Source organism: Aedoeadaptatus coli (assembly GCF_900343085.1).
Lineage (GTDB): Bacteria > Bacillota > Clostridia > Tissierellales > Peptoniphilaceae > Aedoeadaptatus > Aedoeadaptatus coli.
The window spans coordinates 1-18,764 of sequence record NZ_OPYI01000016.1 but is presented as its reverse complement, the minus strand read 5'-3'; the positions used below and the strand labels follow the sequence as shown (position 1 = coordinate 18,764).

At 52.9% G+C, this 18,764-nt stretch carries 19 protein-coding genes and 1 riboswitch; all 19 genes read right to left on the bottom strand.

The window, feature by feature from the left end; all coding sequences use genetic code 11:
• Positions 1 to 7 precede the first annotated feature (7 nt).
• Positions 8 to 1,360: a peptide MFS transporter gene (locus tag DG046_RS08440; RefSeq protein WP_199909608.1), complete on the bottom strand. Its 1,353-nt coding sequence runs from the start codon at positions 1,358 to 1,360 to the stop codon at positions 8 to 10.
• On the bottom strand, positions 1,330 to 3,114 hold the full coding sequence (locus tag DG046_RS08435) for an aminopeptidase P family protein (RefSeq protein ID WP_199909607.1): 1,785 nt from the start codon (positions 3,112 to 3,114) through the stop codon (positions 1,330 to 1,332). The genes DG046_RS08440 and DG046_RS08435 overlap by 31 nt, the downstream gene beginning before the upstream one ends.
• A gap of 150 nt (positions 3,115 to 3,264) precedes the next feature.
• A complete protein-coding gene (locus tag DG046_RS08430) occupies positions 3,265 to 4,014 on the bottom strand; it encodes an ABC transporter ATP-binding protein (RefSeq protein ID WP_159082111.1) in 750 nt (249 codons plus the stop codon).
• The gene (locus tag DG046_RS08425) at positions 4,011 to 5,027 is read right to left on the bottom strand and encodes a FecCD family ABC transporter permease (protein ID WP_108832070.1); all 1,017 of its coding nucleotides are present in this window, start codon (positions 5,025 to 5,027) and stop codon (positions 4,011 to 4,013) included. Before DG046_RS08425 ends, DG046_RS08430 begins: the two co-directional genes overlap by 4 nt.
• Positions 5,024 to 6,031 carry an ABC transporter substrate-binding protein gene (locus tag DG046_RS08420; protein ID WP_108832069.1) on the bottom strand — a complete coding sequence of 336 codons (1,008 nt, stop codon included), beginning with the start codon at positions 6,029 to 6,031 and terminating at the stop codon, positions 5,024 to 5,026. Before DG046_RS08420 ends, DG046_RS08425 begins: the two co-directional genes overlap by 4 nt.
• Positions 6,032 to 6,071: 40 nt before the next feature.
• Positions 6,072 to 6,231, bottom strand: a riboswitch (cobalamin riboswitch).
• A gap of 85 nt (positions 6,232 to 6,316) precedes the next feature.
• Positions 6,317 to 7,048 (bottom strand): TraX family protein, encoded by a 732-nt coding sequence (locus DG046_RS08415; RefSeq protein WP_108832068.1) that lies wholly within the window; start codon positions 7,046 to 7,048, stop codon positions 6,317 to 6,319.
• An 80-nt stretch (positions 7,049 to 7,128) separates the two neighbouring features.
• Positions 7,129 to 7,971, bottom strand: a complete 843-nt coding sequence (locus tag DG046_RS08410) for a nucleotidyl transferase AbiEii/AbiGii toxin family protein (protein ID WP_108832067.1) — start codon at positions 7,969 to 7,971, stop codon at positions 7,129 to 7,131.
• The gene (locus DG046_RS08405) at positions 7,968 to 8,555 is read right to left on the bottom strand and encodes a type IV toxin-antitoxin system AbiEi family antitoxin domain-containing protein (protein ID WP_108832066.1); all 588 of its coding nucleotides are present in this window, start codon (positions 8,553 to 8,555) and stop codon (positions 7,968 to 7,970) included. Before DG046_RS08405 ends, DG046_RS08410 begins: the two co-directional genes overlap by 4 nt.
• Positions 8,556 to 8,712: 157 nt before the next feature.
• Positions 8,713 to 10,437: an S-layer homology domain-containing protein gene (locus DG046_RS08400; RefSeq protein ID WP_108832065.1), complete on the bottom strand. Its 1,725-nt coding sequence runs from the start codon at positions 10,435 to 10,437 to the stop codon at positions 8,713 to 8,715.
• Between the two features lie 163 nt (positions 10,438 to 10,600).
• Entirely contained in the window at positions 10,601 to 11,359 is a 759-nt protein-coding gene (locus DG046_RS08395; protein ID WP_159082110.1) for an S-layer homology domain-containing protein, read from the bottom strand.
• A 73-nt stretch (positions 11,360 to 11,432) separates the two neighbouring features.
• Positions 11,433 to 11,807 (bottom strand): SdpI family protein, encoded by a 375-nt coding sequence (locus tag DG046_RS08390; RefSeq protein WP_108832063.1) that lies wholly within the window; start codon positions 11,805 to 11,807, stop codon positions 11,433 to 11,435.
• 96 nt (positions 11,808 to 11,903) lie between these two features.
• On the bottom strand, positions 11,904 to 12,671 hold the full coding sequence (locus DG046_RS08385) for a hypothetical protein (RefSeq protein ID WP_108832062.1): 768 nt from the start codon (positions 12,669 to 12,671) through the stop codon (positions 11,904 to 11,906).
• Positions 12,664 to 13,359 (bottom strand): ATP-binding cassette domain-containing protein, encoded by a 696-nt coding sequence (locus DG046_RS08380; protein ID WP_108832061.1) that lies wholly within the window; start codon positions 13,357 to 13,359, stop codon positions 12,664 to 12,666. The genes DG046_RS08385 and DG046_RS08380 overlap by 8 nt, the downstream gene beginning before the upstream one ends.
• Positions 13,346 to 13,723 carry a GntR family transcriptional regulator gene (locus DG046_RS08375; protein ID WP_108832060.1) on the bottom strand — a complete coding sequence of 126 codons (378 nt, stop codon included), beginning with the start codon at positions 13,721 to 13,723 and terminating at the stop codon, positions 13,346 to 13,348. Before DG046_RS08375 ends, DG046_RS08380 begins: the two co-directional genes overlap by 14 nt.
• A 29-nt stretch (positions 13,724 to 13,752) precedes the next feature.
• Positions 13,753 to 14,508 carry an ABC transporter permease subunit gene (locus DG046_RS08370; protein WP_108832059.1) on the bottom strand — a complete coding sequence of 252 codons (756 nt, stop codon included), beginning with the start codon at positions 14,506 to 14,508 and terminating at the stop codon, positions 13,753 to 13,755.
• Positions 14,474 to 15,361 (bottom strand): ABC transporter ATP-binding protein, encoded by an 888-nt coding sequence (locus DG046_RS08365; protein ID WP_159082109.1) that lies wholly within the window; start codon positions 15,359 to 15,361, stop codon positions 14,474 to 14,476. The genes DG046_RS08370 and DG046_RS08365 overlap by 35 nt, the downstream gene beginning before the upstream one ends.
• A gap of 162 nt (positions 15,362 to 15,523) precedes the next feature.
• Positions 15,524 to 15,979 carry a MaoC/PaaZ C-terminal domain-containing protein gene (locus tag DG046_RS08360; protein ID WP_108832057.1) on the bottom strand — a complete coding sequence of 152 codons (456 nt, stop codon included), beginning with the start codon at positions 15,977 to 15,979 and terminating at the stop codon, positions 15,524 to 15,526.
• A 10-nt stretch (positions 15,980 to 15,989) separates the two neighbouring features.
• On the bottom strand, positions 15,990 to 17,549 hold the full coding sequence (locus tag DG046_RS08355) for an acyl CoA:acetate/3-ketoacid CoA transferase (RefSeq protein ID WP_108832056.1): 1,560 nt from the start codon (positions 17,547 to 17,549) through the stop codon (positions 15,990 to 15,992).
• A gap of 27 nt (positions 17,550 to 17,576) precedes the next feature.
• Positions 17,577 to 18,602 (bottom strand): GntP family permease, encoded by a 1,026-nt coding sequence (locus DG046_RS08350; RefSeq protein ID WP_108832055.1) that lies wholly within the window; start codon positions 18,600 to 18,602, stop codon positions 17,577 to 17,579.
• Between the last annotated feature and the right edge of the window lie 162 nt (positions 18,603 to 18,764).

Sequence of the window (18,764 nt, the reverse complement as noted above, 5' to 3'; positions counted from 1 at the left end):
GCTCCTTTCAGTTTGACTCATTCTCATCCTCCACCAATCGGTTCAGTTTCGGGCTAAAGGCCGCGAGGAGGATGCCGCCGAAGGTGATGATGGCGGCGATAATGAAGTAGGTTTTTGCGAAGGGAAATTGCAAAGTAAATGCGTAGAGGTAGCCGTAGGTTTTCGCGGAGATAAAGATGGCGAAGACCCACACGCTCATCAAGGTGGAGAGGAGGTGGGCCGGGGCGTATTTTGAGATAAAGGCATTGCCCAAGGGCGCGAAGACCATTTCGCCGAGGGACAAAATAATCCCGAAGGCCACGATCCACGCGAGACCTGCTTGGCTTTCTCCTCGTGCCACGTCGGCCACGGCGAAGATTGTGTAGGCTGCGCCCAGAAGCAGCAGGCCGAAGGCGGTTTTTTGAAACATGTTAAAGTCGCCTTTTTCGCTCCGCGCCCGCTTCGCCCAGTACATGCCGAGAGCCGGCCCCATAATAATGCAGCACAGGGAGTTCAGGGCGTCGAACCAGGAGGAGGGGACGGTGAAGCTTCCCACCATCCAATTGGCGGCGGGATTCTCCCCGGCCCAGTGGAAGTACACGGGCAAATAGGCCAGGTGCCAAAATACCCGAAACAGAATGGAGAAGAATGAGACGAGGACGATGGCCCCCACCCGCTTCTTTTCCGCCGGCGTGAGGGGCCGCTTGACTTTCTCTTCTTTTTCTTTCTTCTCGTCGTATTTAAAGGGCTCCTTTCCCGTGTCCCCGAGGAAGTTTCCCCCGAGGATAAAGATTATGGCCGCCGCAAACAAGACCAGGGCGCAGACCAAAAAGCCGAAGGCGTAGCCCCGGCCCATGACCAAGACGCCGATGATGGCCGTGCCTAAAAAGGAGCCGATGTTGGCGATGGCGTATTGGGTGGAAAAGGCCTTGTCGAGAAGCTTTTGGTCTTTGAAAAGCCGGCCGGTGACGGCGTGGATTTGGGATTTAAAGAGGCCGTTTCCCAAAGACACCACGAGGATCATGGCGTTGATCACGGCCATGGAATCGGCCTTGTAGCCGAGAAAATAGCCCGCTCCCATGGTCGCCATGCCCACGGGAATCAAATACCGCGCGCCGATGAAGCGATCGGAGAGGACGGAGCCGAAGAGGGGCGTAATGTAGGTCATGGCCACTAAATTGGCGCTGACTTTCGCCGCGTCGGCCTTGCCCATGCCCAGGCCCCCTTTCGCCACGGCGGCGGCCACCATAATGGTCATGAGCCACTTCACGGCGTAAAAGGCGAAGCGCTCCACGGCGAGGGTGGCGGAGGCCAGGTAAAAACCCCCGCCCATGGTGTTTTTCTCGCCTCTTAAATTTCTCTCGTGTATTTTTTCAGCCATTGAGCCTCCTCGCTCGTTAAGTGGGGGGAAATGGTGTCGTAAACGCGGCGATTGTAGGCGTTCAGGTAGGCGATTTCTTTTTCATCCAATAGGGAGAAGTCCACGGCGTCCAGATCGTAGGGCACCAAGGTAATGGATTCGAAACAGAGCCATTTGCCGTGTTCGTTTTCGCCGTCTTCTTTGACCACCAAACAGTTTTCCGTGCGAATGCCGTGTTTGCCGGCGATGTAGAGGCCGGGCTCGTCGGTAATAATCATGCCGGGCTCGATTTGGTGGTGTTCGTTCTTCGCCACATTCACCCGATGGCGAATGCCCGCCGGTCCTTCGTGCACGTTTAAGAGCTGGCCGATGCCGTGGCCCGTGCCGTGATTGAAGTTCAGATGGGCGTCCCAGAAGGGCTTTCTCGCCGCGTAATCCAGTCCGTAGCCACAGGTGCCGTAGGGGAATTTTGCCATGGCCAGATCCAAATGGCTCTTTAAGACCAGGGTAAAGTGGTACACTTCTTCTTCCGTCAATTCGCCTAAGGCGATGGTGCGGGTAATATCCGTGGAGCCTTCGGCGAAATTGCTCCCCGTGTCGGAGAGGTAGAGACCCTTGGGCTCGAGGGGAATGTCGCTCTCTTCATCGGCGGCGTAGTGGACGATGGCGGCGTGTTTGCCGTAGCCGCTGATGGGTGCGAAGGAGGGCCACATATAGCCTTCCTGCGCCTTGCGGAAGGATTCCAATTTATCCGAGGCGCCGATTTCGGTGATTTCTTCCTTGCCGATGGCGTGTTTCAGCCAATACATGAATTTCACCCAGGCGACGCCGTCTTTCACGTGGGCGATGGCCATGTTCTTTACTTCCACGGGGTTTTTCACGGACTTCATAAGGATGGAGGGATTGGCCCCTTCCACCAAGGTGTTGTCCCCGGGAATGCTTTCGTAAAGGGCGTAGTTCATCTTTGTGGGATCGAGAAGAACGGTCTTTCCCGACAATGCCTTCACGTCCTCGTAAATGGTGTTGTAAGGCCGAAGGCGCACATTCAGTTCCTTCAATTCGGCCTTGATTTCGTCGCTCAGCTTGTTCTCGTCTATATAGAGCACCATCTCGTCCATGGTAATCACGGCGTAGCAGAGAAGAATCGGCGAGTACATAATGTCGTCGCCCCTGAGATTCAGCGTCCAGCACACGTCGTCTAAAGAGGCGACGATGTGGGTATCTGCGCCTTTTTTCTTCATGGCGTCGCGAATGCGGGAAAGCTTCGATGCCGCGCTCTCCCCGGTAATGGATTCGTCCAATTTAAAGGCGGGCTTTTCCGAAAGAGCCGGGCGATGGGGCCAAATTTCGCCCACGAGATCCATGTTGTAGGTAATGGAGGCGCATTTCTTTTCGCAAATGGCCTCGTAATCGGCGCCGTCGGCCACGGATACCGTACGCCCGTCGAAGCCCAGGGTGCCCCCGACCGGCAATTTGTCTTCAATGTATTCTTTTATCGTGGGGACCTTGGGCTCGCCCATCTTCATAAGACGAATGCCCGTGCTCTTTAATTGTGCCTCGCCTTGGAGGAAGTAGCGGCCGTCGGTCCAGAGGCAGACCTCGTCCGCCGTGGCTACCAAGGTGCCGGCGCTTCCCGTAAAGCCCGACACATAGGCCCGGGCCTTAAAGTATTCGCCCACGTATTCACTTTGGTGAAAATCTTCCGAGGGCACGACGTACAAATCTATGTCTCTCTCCCGCATCAGGGAAAGTAATTCTTCTACTTGTTTTCGCAACTGTATCTCCTTTCATACACCTCTCTATAACAGACCTATTATATAGCTTGCCCCGGGCCTTGTAAACGAAGGGCAGGCGGCGGCGAAGGGCGCGATTTCCTGTTTTTTATCATGAAAAAAACGCGGATCGCTCCGCGTTTTCATGTTTCATCAGGGCTTTTTAAACACCACCACCGGCCGGCCCTCCGCCTCATGCAAGCTGCAGGGCGTGGAATAAAGGGACTCGATCATGGCCGTGGTCACGTCTTCCGGGGCTTCGTCGAAGAGCAGCTTTCCTTCTTTTAACGCCACGATGCGGTCCCCGTAGGCCAGGGCCAGATTCATGTCGTGCAACGCCGCCACCACGGTGTGCTTTCTGTCCTGCACCATGGAGAGCAGCTTCAGCTGATAGTAAATGTCCAAATGATTGGTGGCTTCGTCGAGAAGCAGGTGGTCGGTCTCTTGCACCAGGGCCCGGGCCAGCACGGCACGCTGCCTTTCTCCCCCGGAGAGGGCGCGAAGGGAGCGGGCGGCGTAGCTTTCCATGCCCACGGCGGCGAGGGCATCCATGGCCATGGCGCGGTCTTCCTCCGTGTCCCTTTCCAAAAGGCCCTTGTAGGGCGTGCGGCCCATAAGCACCATGTCTATCACCGTCATGTCGAAGGCCATGTCGTTAAACTGACCCACGACGGCCAGGCGCTTGGCGTAATCTTTTCGGCTCATATCCCGAGCTTCGATGTCGTCGAGAAAAATTTTTCCCTCGTAAGGCAAAATCCGGGCCACGGCTTTTAAAAGACTGCTCTTGCCGGAACCGTTGGGCCCGATTAAGGCCACCAGCTCTTTGTCGCCGATGGTAAGGGAAAAGTCCCGAAGCACCTGTTTTTTTCCGTAGGCGACCGAAAGGTGTTCTATGCGAATCACATCTGCACCTCCCGCGCGTTTTTTACGATTAAATAGACGAATAGTGGTGCCCCCACCACGGACACCACGACGCCGGTGGGCAGTTCCCCGGCGGGCAGGGCGTTTCTCGCCGCCACGTCCGCCCAGAGGAGCAGGCTCGCCCCCAGAAGAATCACGCCGGGAATGAGATGGCGGTGATTGGTGCCCAAGAGAAAGCGGGCCATGTGGGGCACGATGAGGCCCACGAAGCCGATGGTGCCCGAAGTGTAGACCACGAGGCCCACGAGAAGGGACACCACTACGATGTAGGCGCTCCGAAGCTTGGCGAGATCCTTGCCCAGGGTGTAGGCCACCTCGTCGCCTAAAAGCAACAGATTTAAATTACGGCTTTGGATGGCGAGAAAAATGCAGAGGGCGAGGATCACCGGCCCGATAAAGAGGATTTGGCTCATCTTCGCCCCGGACAGGGAGCCCATAAGCCAGAAATTCACTTCCCGAATGGCGTCGCGGTTTTTCGCCGTGTAGACCAAAAGGGTGGCGACGCTGGATGTGGCGGCGGAAAGGGCCAGGCCCGAGAGAATGAGCCGCTCCGAGGTGGCGCGGCCGCCGATCGTGGAGAGAATCATCACCCCCATGGAAGTTAAGAGGGCGAAGAGAAAGGCGCTAAGGCCCACGGCCACATTGCCCAAGGCGCTCATAAGGCCTGTAACGATGGCCAAGGTGGCGCCTAAAGATGCCCCGGAGGAGATGCCCAAAATGTAGGGATCGGCGATGGGATTTGCCACCACCGCCTGCATCACAAGGCCGGAGACGGCGAGGGCCACGCCGGTCAAGATGGCGAGGAGCACGCGGGGCAGGCGAATGTCCATAACGATGGCATAGGCCACATCGTCGCCGCCCGTGCCTGAAAGGCCGCGGGACAAGGCGTGGAGAATCTCCCCGAGGCTCAAATCCGCATAGCCCAGATACAATCCGCCGATCACCGATGCGATGAATAGAAGAAGAAGCCCCGCGAAAATCACCGAGCGCTTCATGATTCGGGATAAAGGCCCTTAATCATGGTTTCGATGCCGTCGGCGGTGCGCACGCCGGAGGCGTAAACTTCCGATAAGCTAATGGGATAGACCCGGTCGTTTTTAATGGCGGAAAGGCCCTTTAATGCGGGCATGGATTTAAAGCGTTCCAATTCCTGATCCTCGACCTTGTTTTCGCCGAAGTAGACGATGAAAATCACGTCGGGATCTTTCGTAAGAAGTGCTTCGGAGCCGAAGCGATCTTCTTCCATGACCAGCTTTGCGCCGGCCTTTTCGGCAATTTCGCCGCCCACGGTTTTCGCGCCGTAGTTTCTGAAGAGATTGTCGTCAACGATTTCCAAAATCGCCGCCTTCACCGGCTCCTTGCCTTCCCGGAGTTTTTCCGTCTCGGCCAGGCGATCCTTCATGGACTGCACGATGGCTTCCGCTTCTTTTTCTTTATTAAAAATCTTACCTAAATTAAGAAGATCGTCGTATTCATTTTCCAAGCTGTCCACCTTCACGGCGCCGCTGTTTTTCAAAATAAAGGTGTTCACGCCCTTATCCTGCCATTCCTTTACATCTCCCAGGGTTTTGTCCCCGAAGTAAGAAGCCCAGGAAATAATGAAGTCCGGCTTGGCGGCCAGCACCGCTTCCTTCGACGGCGCGTCCTTTACATATTCCACCTTGCTGAAGGCATCTTTGTATTCGTCTTTGACGTCGATATCCAATTGGCCGGCGAGGACCATTTTGTCCTCGAGACCGAGGGCCAGCATGTTTTCAATGGCCGATTGATACACGGCCACGACGCGCTCCGGTTCCTTTTCAAAGGTTTCCTCGACGGGATTGCCTTGGGCGTCCACCGTCTCGATGGTCACCGGATAATAAGCGTCCTTCGTTTCCGCCACGGCGTTTGCATTGGCCGCAGCCTGATTGTTTTCATTCGTGGCGACTTTATCTCCTCCACCGCAGGCGGTTAAGAAGAGCAAAGACGCGAGCAACAAGACGTTCAGAATCTTTTTCATAAAGACCTCCTATCTTGTATGGACAACTCCATACCTCGTGAAGAAATTTTTTCCATAGGCAGGTATCCTGACTTCTGACCTCAGGCGACGTTCCATCCTTCCCGTTAAGTGAATGGGCGTCTCGGCCGTTACAGTGGCGGGACCGCGTGCCGCAAGCAACTTCCCTTTTAATCCGAAGAACCTATGCCTCTATTATACCTATGAGGGGAGAAAAAAAGGAATTTTTAAGGAAAAATAAAAAATCCCAAGACGGGCTTGGGATGGTGGTAGTATTAAGCGGATACATTAAATTTTCAGTGCCACGCGGAGAAGGCCCAAGATCAACAGATGCACCGGGTAAAAGGCGTAGTTGAGCCACTTATACTGCTTTCCCCGCTCGCCGTTGTAGGTAAGGGTGGCGGCAAAACCCAGGACGGAATAAAGCTCCTTGATAATGGAGAGATAGCCCAGGGCCGCGCCGTAGAGGGGCTTTTCGTAAAAGAGGTAGAACAAATAGGCCACGACGATGGCGTGGTAATCGTAGTCCAGGCTGAAAAACATGGATGCAGCGGACATCACCGCCACCACGACGATGGACGCCCCGTACCACAGGGCCGCGGACTTTTTCGACAGCCGCGCCTTCAAACTGTCCACGATCCAGATCGTGACGAGAGACAAAGCAAGAGTGAACATCATATTGTTCCAGTTGTTATTGAAAAGCTCCCGAGAGGTAAAGAGATCGAAGGGCACTTCCGAAATAATCGCAAAGAGCAAGAGGTTCATGAGATACTTTTTCCGGGAGCGGGTCTTGAAAAAGCCCTCCACGAGAAAAAACATAAAGAGAGGAAAGGCCACTCGCCCCAAGATACTCAAAAGATTGCTGACATGGAGCAATGGACCCGCCCCGTCTAAATAAGGCGTAATCAAGGCGTTGTTTATATGGTCCAAAAGCATGGACAAAAAGGCAATGTACTTTAATTGGGCGCCGTTTAGTACCCGCCAAGACCTCAGCGGCCGGCCCGTTTTTATGGCTTCCATAGGCATCCTCCTTTTCGAAGTTTCAAGAAGGCTCTATTTTACCGCACCCATCAAAATCTGTCCACGATCTTTTGCCCGGCCTATTCTTTGTTTATTCTCTGTGCCAAGGCGCTTAGTGCTTCTACTGTCTCATTAAAACTGATTTCGCCAATATACCGGTTCTCACGAAGATAGGCGGTCCACAAGTTTTGCAGATAAGCATCTTCCCGTATCATTTCGATGATTTCCTCATAATCACCCAAGATTTCCAAACTGTTTCGCCGGGCGGCCGTCCTCTCAACGGCCTTTTTTAATGCCTCTTCGTCGATTTCCCTTTCTTTCAAGCGATAGAGAGTATACAGGTCGTAAAAATCGCGCATGCGCGTCGTGGCAATGTTTCTTTTTATAATGCTCTCATACTTTTCCGCCAAAATAGTTTCCAAAGGATAGGCGAGGACATTTATTTTCTCTTCGCTGAACATACAGGGATAGGCGTATTCGATCGCTCTCGGCGTAATCGCATCGCCCGTCGTAATATCCAGTTTCATGGGATTTTTCGTTCTGCCAATGACGGCATAGAGGGAGACTCGGAAATTCTCGTAATCGTCGTCTTCCCGAATATAGTCGATGCCGGCAATGTGGAAGTTTATATCGTCTCGAACATCCACCTCCACAATGGAGGTAAGAATCTCTTTGATGGTTTCTTCCCTTAGAGGAATTCCTTTCACCGTCGTATCCATATCCATGGTCGTTCGGTTTTGAATCCCGATTAACGAAGCGATTAAAAAACCGCCCTTAATAACAAAGTTTTCTTTGTATTCCGATTTCGCCAGCCTGTCCAAAAATCGCTCGAAGAAATACATCTGCAAGACTTCTTGTGCACTTAAATGGGCTTGCCCGGAGAAATTTCTTATTTTCCCCTTCATACTTTCTATATTTGTCACAGAAGGACCTCCATGTATTTCCTCAATTCTTCCTCAATAATAAATGCCCGGCTGTATTTTATCAGCCGAATCACGTTTTTATTCGATGCCTTAAAATAGCGCTGCATGGCGTCGATAAAAATCTGCTTATCCGTCTTTTCCCGATCCATGATCAGATCGCAAATGGTTCTTTCCATATCGTAGACCGCCACCCGATTCCCCGGCGGCGTTCTGATTTCCGATCGCCCCAGTTCGTGGCGTTCTTTTTTTACATAGTGCACCTGCAGGTTTTCGTAGCGTTTCTTAATGTGCGCGGCATTATAGCCCTGGGGAACCGTAATGTGGAAGGTGCCTGGCGCCCGATCGGAAAGATCGTGGAGGTAAAGGGCCGTCTGATGGGAAAAAATGATGCGCTCGCTATTGGAGGCGATATAGGCGAAATCGTCCCGAGCGGCGTCTTTGTCTTGATACACGCCCGGGCGCAGTCGCTTCAGCTCGCCTTTTTTTACCAGCTCCGATAATGTGTGTCTGTCGTAGCCCAGCCCTTGAGCCTGTCTATTTGTAATGATTCCGTGATCGTTTAAATAGGCTTTTAAAGAATCCATTTCGCAACACCTCACTTTCGCTTTAATTATAGCGTATAAAAGCGAAGATGGAAACACTATGCGTCTTTCGCAATTAAAAAACACAGGCCGCTTCAGTCGCAGCACTGTGTTTTCTTTTTATACTCCCGAGATCATCCTCGGGTTTTCTTTTTTCCGACTATTGACGGCGCAAGATTTCGGGAATTTGGCCGTTGCCTTTGTTTTTGTCCGTGTTGTAGCGGACGAATTCTTTGTTGAAGCGGCGGCCGATTTCGCGGTTCATTTCCCTGCAGTCGCCGACAAAGATGCCGTTTTTCAGCGTGGCGTGGACGTAGATGTCCCGTCCGTTGTTTTTGCCCATGTACAGGCCCACGTGGTTGTAGCCTAAATAGAAGTTCGGGCTGTAATTGAAGATAATGTCGCCGGGCCATGCGTTGGCAAAGTTGGCCGCATAGCGCATGCCGCCGAATTTGTAGGCGGCTTCGTATTGCACGCGGGGCAATTCGTAGCCTCTGTGCAGGCGAATGTTGGCGTCGTTGGGGCCGGGGATGTGGATGCCGAAGGCCTTGTGGGTGGCGTAGGTGAGGCCGACGCAGTAGACGCCTTTGCCGCTGTCGAATTCAAAGCCGTACCAACGGAAGGGTTGGCCTTCGAAGGCGGCGGCGTAGTTGGCCATTTCCTGTCCTCTGAATCGAAGTTCCTGATCGGGGCCGGTGAGCCAGCCGTTTTCCAGTTCCTTGGCCGAGGGGCCTGCCCAGTAAACGAGGCGGCCGTGTTGCCCGCCGGGGCGCTTGCCGATCTTGAGCTTCCCGTCTTGGCCGAACCAGTACACGCCTTCGCCGGTGGAGAACATGCCGTTTTTGTACATGCGGTAGTTGGCCGGAGAGAAGTAGTAGAGTCCGTCGCCGATTTGTTTCCAGCCGCGGACCTTTCCCTTTTCGCGGTCGATGTAGTAGGTCTTGTTGTCTCTGCGGATGAAGCCCGAGGTGAGGGCGTCGTCCGTGCCGAGCAGGTAGGCCTGATCGCCGATGGTGACGTAGCCGTCTTTAAAGGCGTTGCGGCTGAAACGGGCGCCGTTTTCTACATTAACGATGTAGTACTTCCCGTCTTCCTGTACGACTTTGCCCACGAGTTCCGTCGCCGGCTTCGGTGCCGGGGTCGGTTGCGGCGCGGGTTGCGGCGCAGGTTTTTCAACCGGTGCCGGCACCTCGCCCGTGGCGCGGAGAATCAAGGTCATGGCCTCGGCGCGGGTCAGCTTGCCTTGGGGCTTAAAGGCGTTGTTTTCGTAGCCCGTGATGATTTTTCCGTCGGTTAATTGGCCGACAGCCCACACGTAGCGCGGCGTCACATCGGCCTTGTCCGAATAGCTCAGGGCGTCGGGGTTGTTGTTTCTTTCCGTCAGCGTGGCGGCGAAATTATGAATGGTCTCTACATTCTCTTTCGTCAAGCCGGATTGTGCATCCATATTTTTGAGCATGGTGCCCAAATTCAGAACGGCCGCCGCTTCTTCACGGGTGATGGGGTCGTTGGGACGCAGGTTCGGTCCCATGAAGACCAAATCCAAGAGCTGCGCCTCTTCCGCTTGGCGAATGGTCCCGTCGGCCCAAGCTGCCTGATTCAAATCGTCGTAGGCCGATTGCTCTTTCGCGCCTACTTTTTCCAAGCCCGCCATGCGGTGGACCATGGCGATGTATTCCGCCCGGGTCACCGATTGATTCGGGCGCATGGTGCCGTCGTCGTAACCTTTGATCCAGCCGAGATCCGCGGCCTTAATCATGGTGCCTTCCGACCAGTGCCCCGCCAGGTCCGGGTAGCTCGCGGCGAATACGCCGAAGCCCGTGGCCAGGGTCATGACCAGGGCCAGGAGAAGCACGGTCCATTGTCTCTTCATGTGTCCTTTCATTATTGCCTCCTTTGTGTTTATATAAATGAATTATACCATTCTTTTAATAAAATATGTTTTTATTTAGGTGAACTCTTTCTTATTTCCCTTTTTTGCGGCTCTCCCCCTTTTTCCCACGAAAAAAGCCAAGGCCCCGAAGTGAGGCTTTGGCTTTTCAATGGATTTATTTTTTCAAAAAGGGTAGATTTTTCGCCCAGGTTCCGTTGTAGATCATGTGGAAGGCGTTGCCGCGATTGGCGGCATCCGCGGGATTCTGATCTTTCAGGGGCTTTTCATCCTCTTCATTGACCTTGGGTTTTTCTTCATTGGCCTTGGGTTTTTCCGCCGGCGCCGCGGGCTTCACCTTGGCATTGTAGACCATGACGAAAACGTCGCCGCGGGTGGCGGATTTGTCGGGATCCAATCCGTCGACGCCTGCACCGGGGCCCACGATGTTCATCTCCCGCGCCCAATTGATCCAGCTTGCGGGCCAATCGGCTTTGGCTTCGTCGGCGAGGGTAAGATCGGCTTTGGCGCCTGCCACGAGAATTTTCATCATTTCCGCGTTGGAGATATTTTTTTCCGGGCGGAAGGTACCGTCGAGGTAGCCGATAATGGCGCTGACGCCGCCGGGATTTTTCATTTGGCTCGCCACGCGAATAAAGCCGTTGGCCCAGTGGCTCGTGGGCACGTCTTTAAAAACAGCGGCTTTTTCGGCGGCTTCAGCTTGCTTGCCGTCGATTTTTACGAGCAATGTGGCGATTTCCGAACGCTTAATGGGCGCATCCAGGCCCAAAGTGCCGTCGGGATAGCCGGTCACCACGCCGGCTTTTTGTAAGTAGGCGATTTTTTCGTCTCGACTTGCGGCAAAGGCCGAACGAGCCGGCAAAATCAGCCCCGTGGCGAGAAAAAGCACCGCCAACAATCGACAAATTCGTTTCATGATATCCTCCATTCATTTTTTCTTTGTTTTAGCCTAACACAGGCCGGGGAAAAGCACAATGTTCAAGGGCGCCCTACGCCTTCCGCCGACCTTCTCTGTCGAAGGTGCGGCGCAGATCCATTTCCGTGGCGGCCACGGAGGCCAAGAGAAAGGCGGTTTCAAAGGCGGTGTAGAAGCCCAACACATCGGCAAAGGCCGGGCGGCGAAGGGCGAAAATCAACACGACGAGGGTGATAAGGGCGAGGACGCGGCCCCATGTTCGCCACCGTTTGGCGCAGGCGGCCTGTGCGTAGTCCCAGGTGTCCTGATTAAGCATGGACATGGATGTGCGGTAGCCGTAAGCTGCGTTAATTGTTTTCGGCGGATGATCCAGCATAAGGCCGCCGAAAAAGATCATGATTCCCGGAATGACATAGACGGCAAGCGCCATGGCCACTTTAAATCCCATAGGCCCTCCTTTTTTCTCCAATGTGTTTTACAAAACTATTTTATCAACAATGAGGGCAAAATAAAACGAGGCCCGAAAGCCTCGCTCGTTACATTTTTATGACACGGAAAGTTTCTTGTCGTGGCTGTGGACACTTCTGAGAAAGAGCACCACGGCGGCGATAAGCATAAGCCCGCTCAACACGAGAGACGTTCTGAAAAACAGTTGGGAAGCGACCTGATTAAAATATTCTTCGCTTACAATCTGTCTTTGGCTTCCCATGGTATCGATCACCACTTTCGTTACCACATTTATGGCCACTTGCAGGCCGATGTAGAGCATAATGGGCCCGCCGATGCCGAAGCGGCGGAAGGTTTTTTCGCTCCCCACGCTTGTGACGAATAGCCAAACGGCCGCTGAAAATAGCATTCCGACGATGACCAAAAGTATAAAGCCATGCAAATAGGTGACGGCCGGCTTCTCGAGTAACTCACTGAGAAACTCCCCTATCCCCGGATCATTCCCCGTTATGAGAACGAAAAAGGGTCCGAAAAAGACCACAGAGGAGAGGACCTCCACGAGTTCCACGATAATCAGCCAAATGGCCCGGCCGCCCATGACTTCTTTTCCCGTCAGGGGAAGGGCGGCGAAGAAACTGCCGTAGGCGCCGTACATGCGCTTGTAATCCCTAATGCAAAGCCACAAGGGAATGATGCTTACGCCGATGAAAAAAGCCGCGACGCCGACAAAGATGGTGACGGCGCCGATCGCGCTCTCTTCTCCCGTGTAGCTCCACAAGAGGAAACTACCGAGAAGCCCTAATCCCAACATGGCGAGAAGAATCCATTTGTCTCGCTTGAAATAATAGCTAATGAGTTTAGACATCGTACACCTCCCTGAAAATCGCTTCAAGATCCTTGCCGTAGCGGCCGCGAAGGCCTTCCACATCTTCGTTTAAAAGCACCTTGCCGTCTCTTAAGAACACCGCCGTGTCGATAATGGGCTCGATAGCTTCCACCATGTGGGTGGAGATGATCAAGGTCGCCTCCGTGTCGAAGCCGTCTAAAATTCCATCGATGACGTTTTTCCGCGCCAGGGGATCCACGCCACCGATGGGCTCATCCATTAAATAAAGCCTCGCCTTTCGAGATAGGGTCAGCGCCACCTGCAGCTTGTCCTGCATGCCCTTGCTCATTTCGCGAATGCGGCGGGAAGGCTCGAGATCAAAAGATTTCAGCATGTAAAAGGCCTTTTGCCGATCGAAGTCGTCGAAGAAATGGCCATAGAGATCCACGCAGGCCTCGGCGGTTAAGTCCTTCGGGAGAGGCAGGTGGTCCGGCTGGTAGCTCACCATGTTTTTCGTGGCCTTGCCGATTTTTTCGCCGAAGATTTTTACCTCGCCCTTGTAGCTCATCTCGAGGCCAGCCAAAATGCGAAGGAGCGTCGTCTTCCCCACGCCGTTGGACCCCATGAGCCCCACGATGTGCCCCGGCTCCAATGCTAAATCCAGTTTGTCCAAGACGTATTTGCCTCGGTAGTCGATGTCGATTTGTTTGCACTCAACGGCCTTCATGAGACCCTCCTTTCTCCCAACGCTTGTTCAGTAATTTTACCGCTGTCTCCTGTGTCATGGACAGATCCGCCGCCACGTCGATCAATTGATCGCAGGCGTCGAAAAAGGCGTCCTTGCCCAAAGTGTCGATGGTGTCTTTATTTTCCGTCACAAATTTCCCCCGCGTTCGATCCGTTTCAATGAGCGCTTCCCGCTCCAGTTCCTGTAATGCCCGCTGCACGGTGTTTGGATTCACACCGTAGATCTTCGCCAAATTTCGTACCGATTCCAATTTCTCTCCGGGCAAAAGCTCCCCGGCGGCAATTTGCTTTCGAATGGTTTCGTAAAGCTGCAGATAAATCGGTCGATTGCCGTCAAATTCCATGGGCCCTCCTTTCATCTGTGCTACTTCTTTTACAAATCACTTCGTTCAAACTTCCTAATGCCTATAAGGTTTAATAAATAAACCAATCCCCAGTTAAGTGCCATAAACCGAATAAAATCAATTCCCTTCCCGCTATCGATCAATTGCTCCAGATGATACATGGGAGATGCCAATTGTATGCCCGGGAATGATTTTATATACATGAGTACGACAAACAAAACAATAAACACACCAATCGAAACATGAGATTTAACATACATACTGAGACTTTGTACCAAGCTGATCGCCAGTATGTACAATGAACCGGTCGCAACGATCGTCATCAGATCGGAAAGATAGCGGCTGCCAAAAAGCTTTCCGTCGGCTATCGGAAGCTTCGCCACCAGTAAATAGTAGCATCCAATCGAGAAGACAACGAATAAAGCCGTCACGACCCACCAATAAATGGATTGCGCATAAAACTTCGATCGATAAATCCTGCGCCGATTATTGACGCGATTCAACATCATGGAGAGGCTTCCGTTTTCAATTTCCCCTTTTAGTATATTCGCACTGTTGATGGCGAGAATGAGAAAAATAACGAAGACCATATAGACCAAGGTGTATATGTTGTCGGCAAAAGTCAGCCCATTGATTAGCTCCTTGCTGTTATACGTTACGATCGACGAATGATTGTGTACGCCCAAACCGTAAAACAAGGGCAATAGGAACATGAAGAATACAAGCAGATTCTCTTTTCGCTTTAACTGCTTAAATAGCTCGAACCGAACAAGCGTCTTCATCATTCCCCTCCTCCAGCAACTTTTCCAGTGGATTAATTACCTTTTCAATGTTCAATATGGTAGCGACCGAGCTAATGGAATGTAGCTTCTCGTTCATATTTTCCTCTGTGATGACCAGCCTATGCCGATCTAATTTTCTTGCGTAACGACTATCGATCTTATCCGTGTCGTCAACATTCAACATGACGGCGCTTTGAATATGAATGTCACCATCATAGTGCTTGACTCCGTCTCTTATCACAATGAGACGATTGCATAGAGACTTTACTTCGTCTAAGTTGTGGTCCGAAAAAATCACCGCCATTTTCTGCTTCTTTGCCATCTCCTGAATGAGGCTTTTTACCATCCCGCGGCCGTGAATATCCAAGCCTACAAAAGGCTCATCTAAAAGCAGCACGGTTTGGGCATTGAGCAAGGCTTGGGCAAACCCGAGCCTCTGCTTCATTCCGAAAGAAAATTCCTTAATCTTCTTTTTCTCCACCCCTTCCAAACCAACCGTGTTTAGCACGCCCTTGATTTCAGTGTTTATTCTTTCTGCATCCGTTATTCCGTTTAGGTACAGAATGGATTCCAAATTTTCATAAGCGGTCAAATACTCATAAAAATTCGGGTCGACGGAAACGCCGAATTTTTTCCGGCGAGGCGAATCCATGGCGACCTCTTCGCCTTCGTAGCATATTTTGCCGGAATCGGCGTGAATGCAGCCGGCCAACATGTTCAATAAAGTTGTTTTACCGGCGCCGTTTACGCCGATGAGGCCGACAATGTCGCCCGCATTTAATTGCATCGAGAAGTCGAAAAGTCCTCTTCCGTTTCCATAGTCTTTGGTTAAAGACGCCACATCAAGTAAATCCATCATTCCCTCCTTTCGTTTGTACTGCTTCCTTAATACAGCCATATTGTATCATCGTCTTAATACAGCGTCAATGCTTTTTTTGAAATTTTTTTCGACCTACGGATTTTCTCGCACAAAAAAAGATGCCGGCACGCGCCGACATCTCCTGTGACCAAATTATTCCTATGCTTTTGCCTTCATCATAATCGCCCAGGGGGATTCCGTAATCAAAAGGCCGTCTTGATTGACCAGGCGGGCTTCGAAATTCACGACGCCCCGCCCCGGTTTGGAAGAGCGCTTCACTTCCACCGGCTCCAACTCCAGGTGCACGGTGTCGCCGATCCGTAGGGGATTTTTGTAGCGAATGGTGAGTTCCAAAAAGGCGACGGTGGTGCCGTCAAAAATGCCGATCATATTGGAAAGCCCCGTCATAATCGACGCACCCAACATGCCGTGGGCCACCCGCTCTTTAAAGGGGCCTTTTTTGGCGTATTCGTCGTTGGTGTGAAGGACGTTAAAGTCGCCGGAGACGCCGGCGAAGGTGGCGACGTCGGCCTCGGTGATGGTCCGTCCTTGGGAGACGTAGACTTTTCCTATTTCAAACTCTTCTAAATACAATCCTTTGGGCTCGTAGTTCATTTTTTCCTCCTTATCTGTGGGCGGGTTTCAGGCCCATGGGTTCGTCTTTGAAAATAATCGGGTCCATGGGCTTTACATCATCGGCGACGATGGGTTCAAATTCCATTTGATCGATAATGTCTTTTTGGATATCCACCCCCGGCGCCACTTCCGTAATGACCAGGCCGTTTTTTGAGGGCTTCATGACGCAGCGATCCGTAATAAAGGTGACGTTTTGGCCCATTTCCAAGCCGTGCTCGGCGCTGTAAGTGATTTGATCCAACTCCTTCAAAAACTTCTTGCGCTTGCCTTCCTGCTCGATGATGAGCTTGCCGTCTTCCACGCGCTCTTTCAATCCTCCGGCGGTCATGGTGCCGCAGAAGTAGATGTCTTGAGTCGATTGGGAAATGTCGATAAATCCGCCGGCCCCGGCAATGCGCTTGCCGAAGCGGCTCACATTAATGTCGCCCTCGGCGTTGACTTCCGCAAAGCCCAGGAAGGCGCAGTCCAGGCCGCCGCCGTTGTAGAAATCGAATTGCTGATTCATGGGCAGGCCCACCATGGCGTTGACCGCCGCACCGAAATTGGCGCCGCCGAGGGGAATGCCGCCGATCATGCCGTCTTCCAAGGTGAGGGTGATGTCGTGTCCGAAGCCCTCTTCGTTGGCGACGATGCCCACGACTTCGGGAATGCCGATGCCCAGATTCACCACGTCGCCCGGGGCCAATTCCATGGCCGCCCGACGGGCGATGATTTTGCGCTCGTTTAAGGGGTAGCTCGCCACTTCTTCCATGATCACGCGAGACTGTCCTGCAATGGCGGGATCGTAGAAATTCGCCGGCGTCTGGCGATGTTTTGTCTCCGGTTTTTCGCTGACGACCACGTAGTCCACGAAAATCCCGGGGATGATCACGTCGTTGCGATTGACGGAGCGGGAATCGGCCATGTACTTCACCTGCACGATGACCTTGCCGCCGGAGGCTTTTGCCGCCATGGCGATTTCCCGCGCATCCACCACCGAGGCTTCTTCCTCGAAGGTAATGTTGCCCAACTCGTCGGCGGTGGTGCCGCGAATCAAGGCCACGTCGATTTTCGGCGCCTTGTAGTACAAATACTCTTCGTTATCCAAGGTGACCAGTTCCACCAAGTCTTCTTTTGCCGCGTCGTTGATCTTGGCCCCTTCCACCCGGGGATCGCAGAAGGTCTTCAGGCCCACTTTCGTGAGTTCCCCGTGAAAGCCCGAGGCGATGTTGCGATACATTTTCGAAACGACGCCTTGGGGGAAGTTGTAGGCCTCGATTTCGTTGGCGTTGGCTTGGTCGATGAGGCGCTGATTGTTTGCGAAGTGGCCGGTAATGTAGCGCTTGATCATGCCCGGGTGGGAAATTTCGTAAATGCCCTCGTCGGTGTTGTTGCCCACGCCCGCCGCCTGAAGCACGGTCATTTCCTTGGGCGCGCCTTCTTCTTCGAAGCGCTCGCCGATGGCCGTTAATATTTCAGAAGGGGTGGTTTGGAGCAAAAAGCCCGAGACGATTAAGCCGTCGCCGTCCTTAATAAGTGCTGCGGCTTCTTTTGCATTGATTCGTTTCATAGACTGTCCTTTCTTTTCACAAGGGGATTAGCATACGCCCATAAAGGCCAGGAGCAGGGCACAAATCAGCCCGATCAACGGCACGATGCAGGTGGCGAAGAAAATGCCCGGGTAGCCTTCTTTAAAGGTAAGCCCCGTCACCATAAGGAAGGTGACGTTGGGGCCTGCGTGAGGCAGGGAGTCCAAGACCCCGGCGGCCATGGCCGCGATTCGGTGGAGCAATTGGGGCTCGATGCCCATGCTTAAAAAGTTTTGCGCCATGCTGTCCATAAAGATCGTGATCCCGGCGGAAGAGGATCCCGTAATGCCGGCGATGATGTTTACGGCAAGGGCCGCGGAAATCAGGGGGTGGAAGGACAGGCCCGTGGCAAAGGCGACGAATTGTTGAAAGGCCGGTACCAATCGAATGGCGCCGCCGAAGCCTACGATGGAGGAGGTGTTCATAATGGCGCTGATGGAGCCTTCGCTGGCCGTGCGCAGGGCCTCTTTCGGCTCCGTTAAGCGCTTTCTGAACAGAAGGAAGGTTAAAACCGATCCCAAGAGAAGGGCAATGACCACGGAGTAGACGGAGTCGATGTCGATGCCGGAGAAGCGAATCCCGAGAATCGTGCCGACGATGGGGATGATGGGGATGACGGAAAGGCCGAAGGGCGGCAGATCGTCCATATTGACGTCGCTTAAGCCGATGGCTTTGTCTTTTTCTCCCAGAGCGAACACTTCGCCGTTGGCCTTTAACTTTTTAATGTAGGCCGTAAAAATAAGCATGCCCGCCGTAAACATAATGAGGGCGCAAATCGCACCGAGCATCGGCGCCGCCGTGGTGGTGGTGCCCAGATACTTCGTGGGAATAATGTTCGTCAGCGCCGGGGTGCCGGGCAGGGTCGTCATCGTAAAGGAGCCGGCGCCCAGCATAATGGCCCCGGGGATGACCCGCTTGGGAATGTTTGCCTCTTGGAAGAGCACCAGGGCAATGGGATAGATGGAGAAAATAATCACGAACACCGACACGCCGCCGTAGGATAAAATCACCGACGAGAGGACGACGATCAGCAATGCGTGTTTGGCTCCGAAGACTTGGGTGAACTTTTGGTTCTATGTCAACCATTGGGGAGTCTAGTGAAAACTAGGCTCCTTTTTGTTTTCCCAAATGCCATCTATCACCGATCTTTTGAACAGACAAAAAGCAGTTTTGTTCGGAAATGATGAAAGTTTTGC

What these genes read in the sequence shown, in the direction of transcription:
- DG046_RS08440 (WP_199909608.1), bottom strand. Translation starts at nt 1,360, where the DNA reads ATGGCTGAAAAAATACACGAGAGAAATTTAAGAGGCGAGAAAAACACC.
- DG046_RS08425 (WP_108832070.1), bottom strand. Translation starts at nt 5,027, where the DNA reads ATGAAGCGCTCGGTGATTTTCGCGGGGCTTCTTCTTCTATTCATCGCA.
- DG046_RS08420 (WP_108832069.1), bottom strand. Translation starts at nt 6,031, where the DNA reads ATGAAAAAGATTCTGAACGTCTTGTTGCTCGCGTCTTTGCTCTTCTTA.
- DG046_RS08415 (WP_108832068.1), bottom strand. Translation starts at nt 7,048, where the DNA reads ATGGAAGCCATAAAAACGGGCCGGCCGCTGAGGTCTTGGCGGGTACTA.
- DG046_RS08405 (WP_108832066.1), bottom strand. Translation starts at nt 8,555, where the DNA reads ATGGATTCTTTAAAAGCCTATTTAAACGATCACGGAATCATTACAAAT.
- DG046_RS08400 (WP_108832065.1), bottom strand. Translation starts at nt 10,437, where the DNA reads ATGAAAGGACACATGAAGAGACAATGGACCGTGCTTCTCCTGGCCCTG.
- DG046_RS08395 (WP_159082110.1), bottom strand. Translation starts at nt 11,359, where the DNA reads ATGAAACGAATTTGTCGATTGTTGGCGGTGCTTTTTCTCGCCACGGGG.
- DG046_RS08390 (WP_108832063.1), bottom strand. Translation starts at nt 11,807, where the DNA reads ATGGGATTTAAAGTGGCCATGGCGCTTGCCGTCTATGTCATTCCGGGA.
- DG046_RS08385 (WP_108832062.1), bottom strand. Translation starts at nt 12,671, where the DNA reads ATGTCTAAACTCATTAGCTATTATTTCAAGCGAGACAAATGGATTCTT.
- DG046_RS08380 (WP_108832061.1), bottom strand. Translation starts at nt 13,359, where the DNA reads ATGAAGGCCGTTGAGTGCAAACAAATCGACATCGACTACCGAGGCAAA.
- DG046_RS08375 (WP_108832060.1), bottom strand. Translation starts at nt 13,723, where the DNA reads ATGGAATTTGACGGCAATCGACCGATTTATCTGCAGCTTTACGAAACC.
- DG046_RS08370 (WP_108832059.1), bottom strand. Translation starts at nt 14,508, where the DNA reads ATGATGAAGACGCTTGTTCGGTTCGAGCTATTTAAGCAGTTAAAGCGA.
- DG046_RS08365 (WP_159082109.1), bottom strand. Translation starts at nt 15,361, where the DNA reads ATGGATTTACTTGATGTGGCGTCTTTAACCAAAGACTATGGAAACGGA.
- DG046_RS08360 (WP_108832057.1), bottom strand. Translation starts at nt 15,979, where the DNA reads ATGAACTACGAGCCCAAAGGATTGTATTTAGAAGAGTTTGAAATAGGA.
- DG046_RS08355 (WP_108832056.1), bottom strand. Translation starts at nt 17,549, where the DNA reads ATGAAACGAATCAATGCAAAAGAAGCCGCAGCACTTATTAAGGACGGC.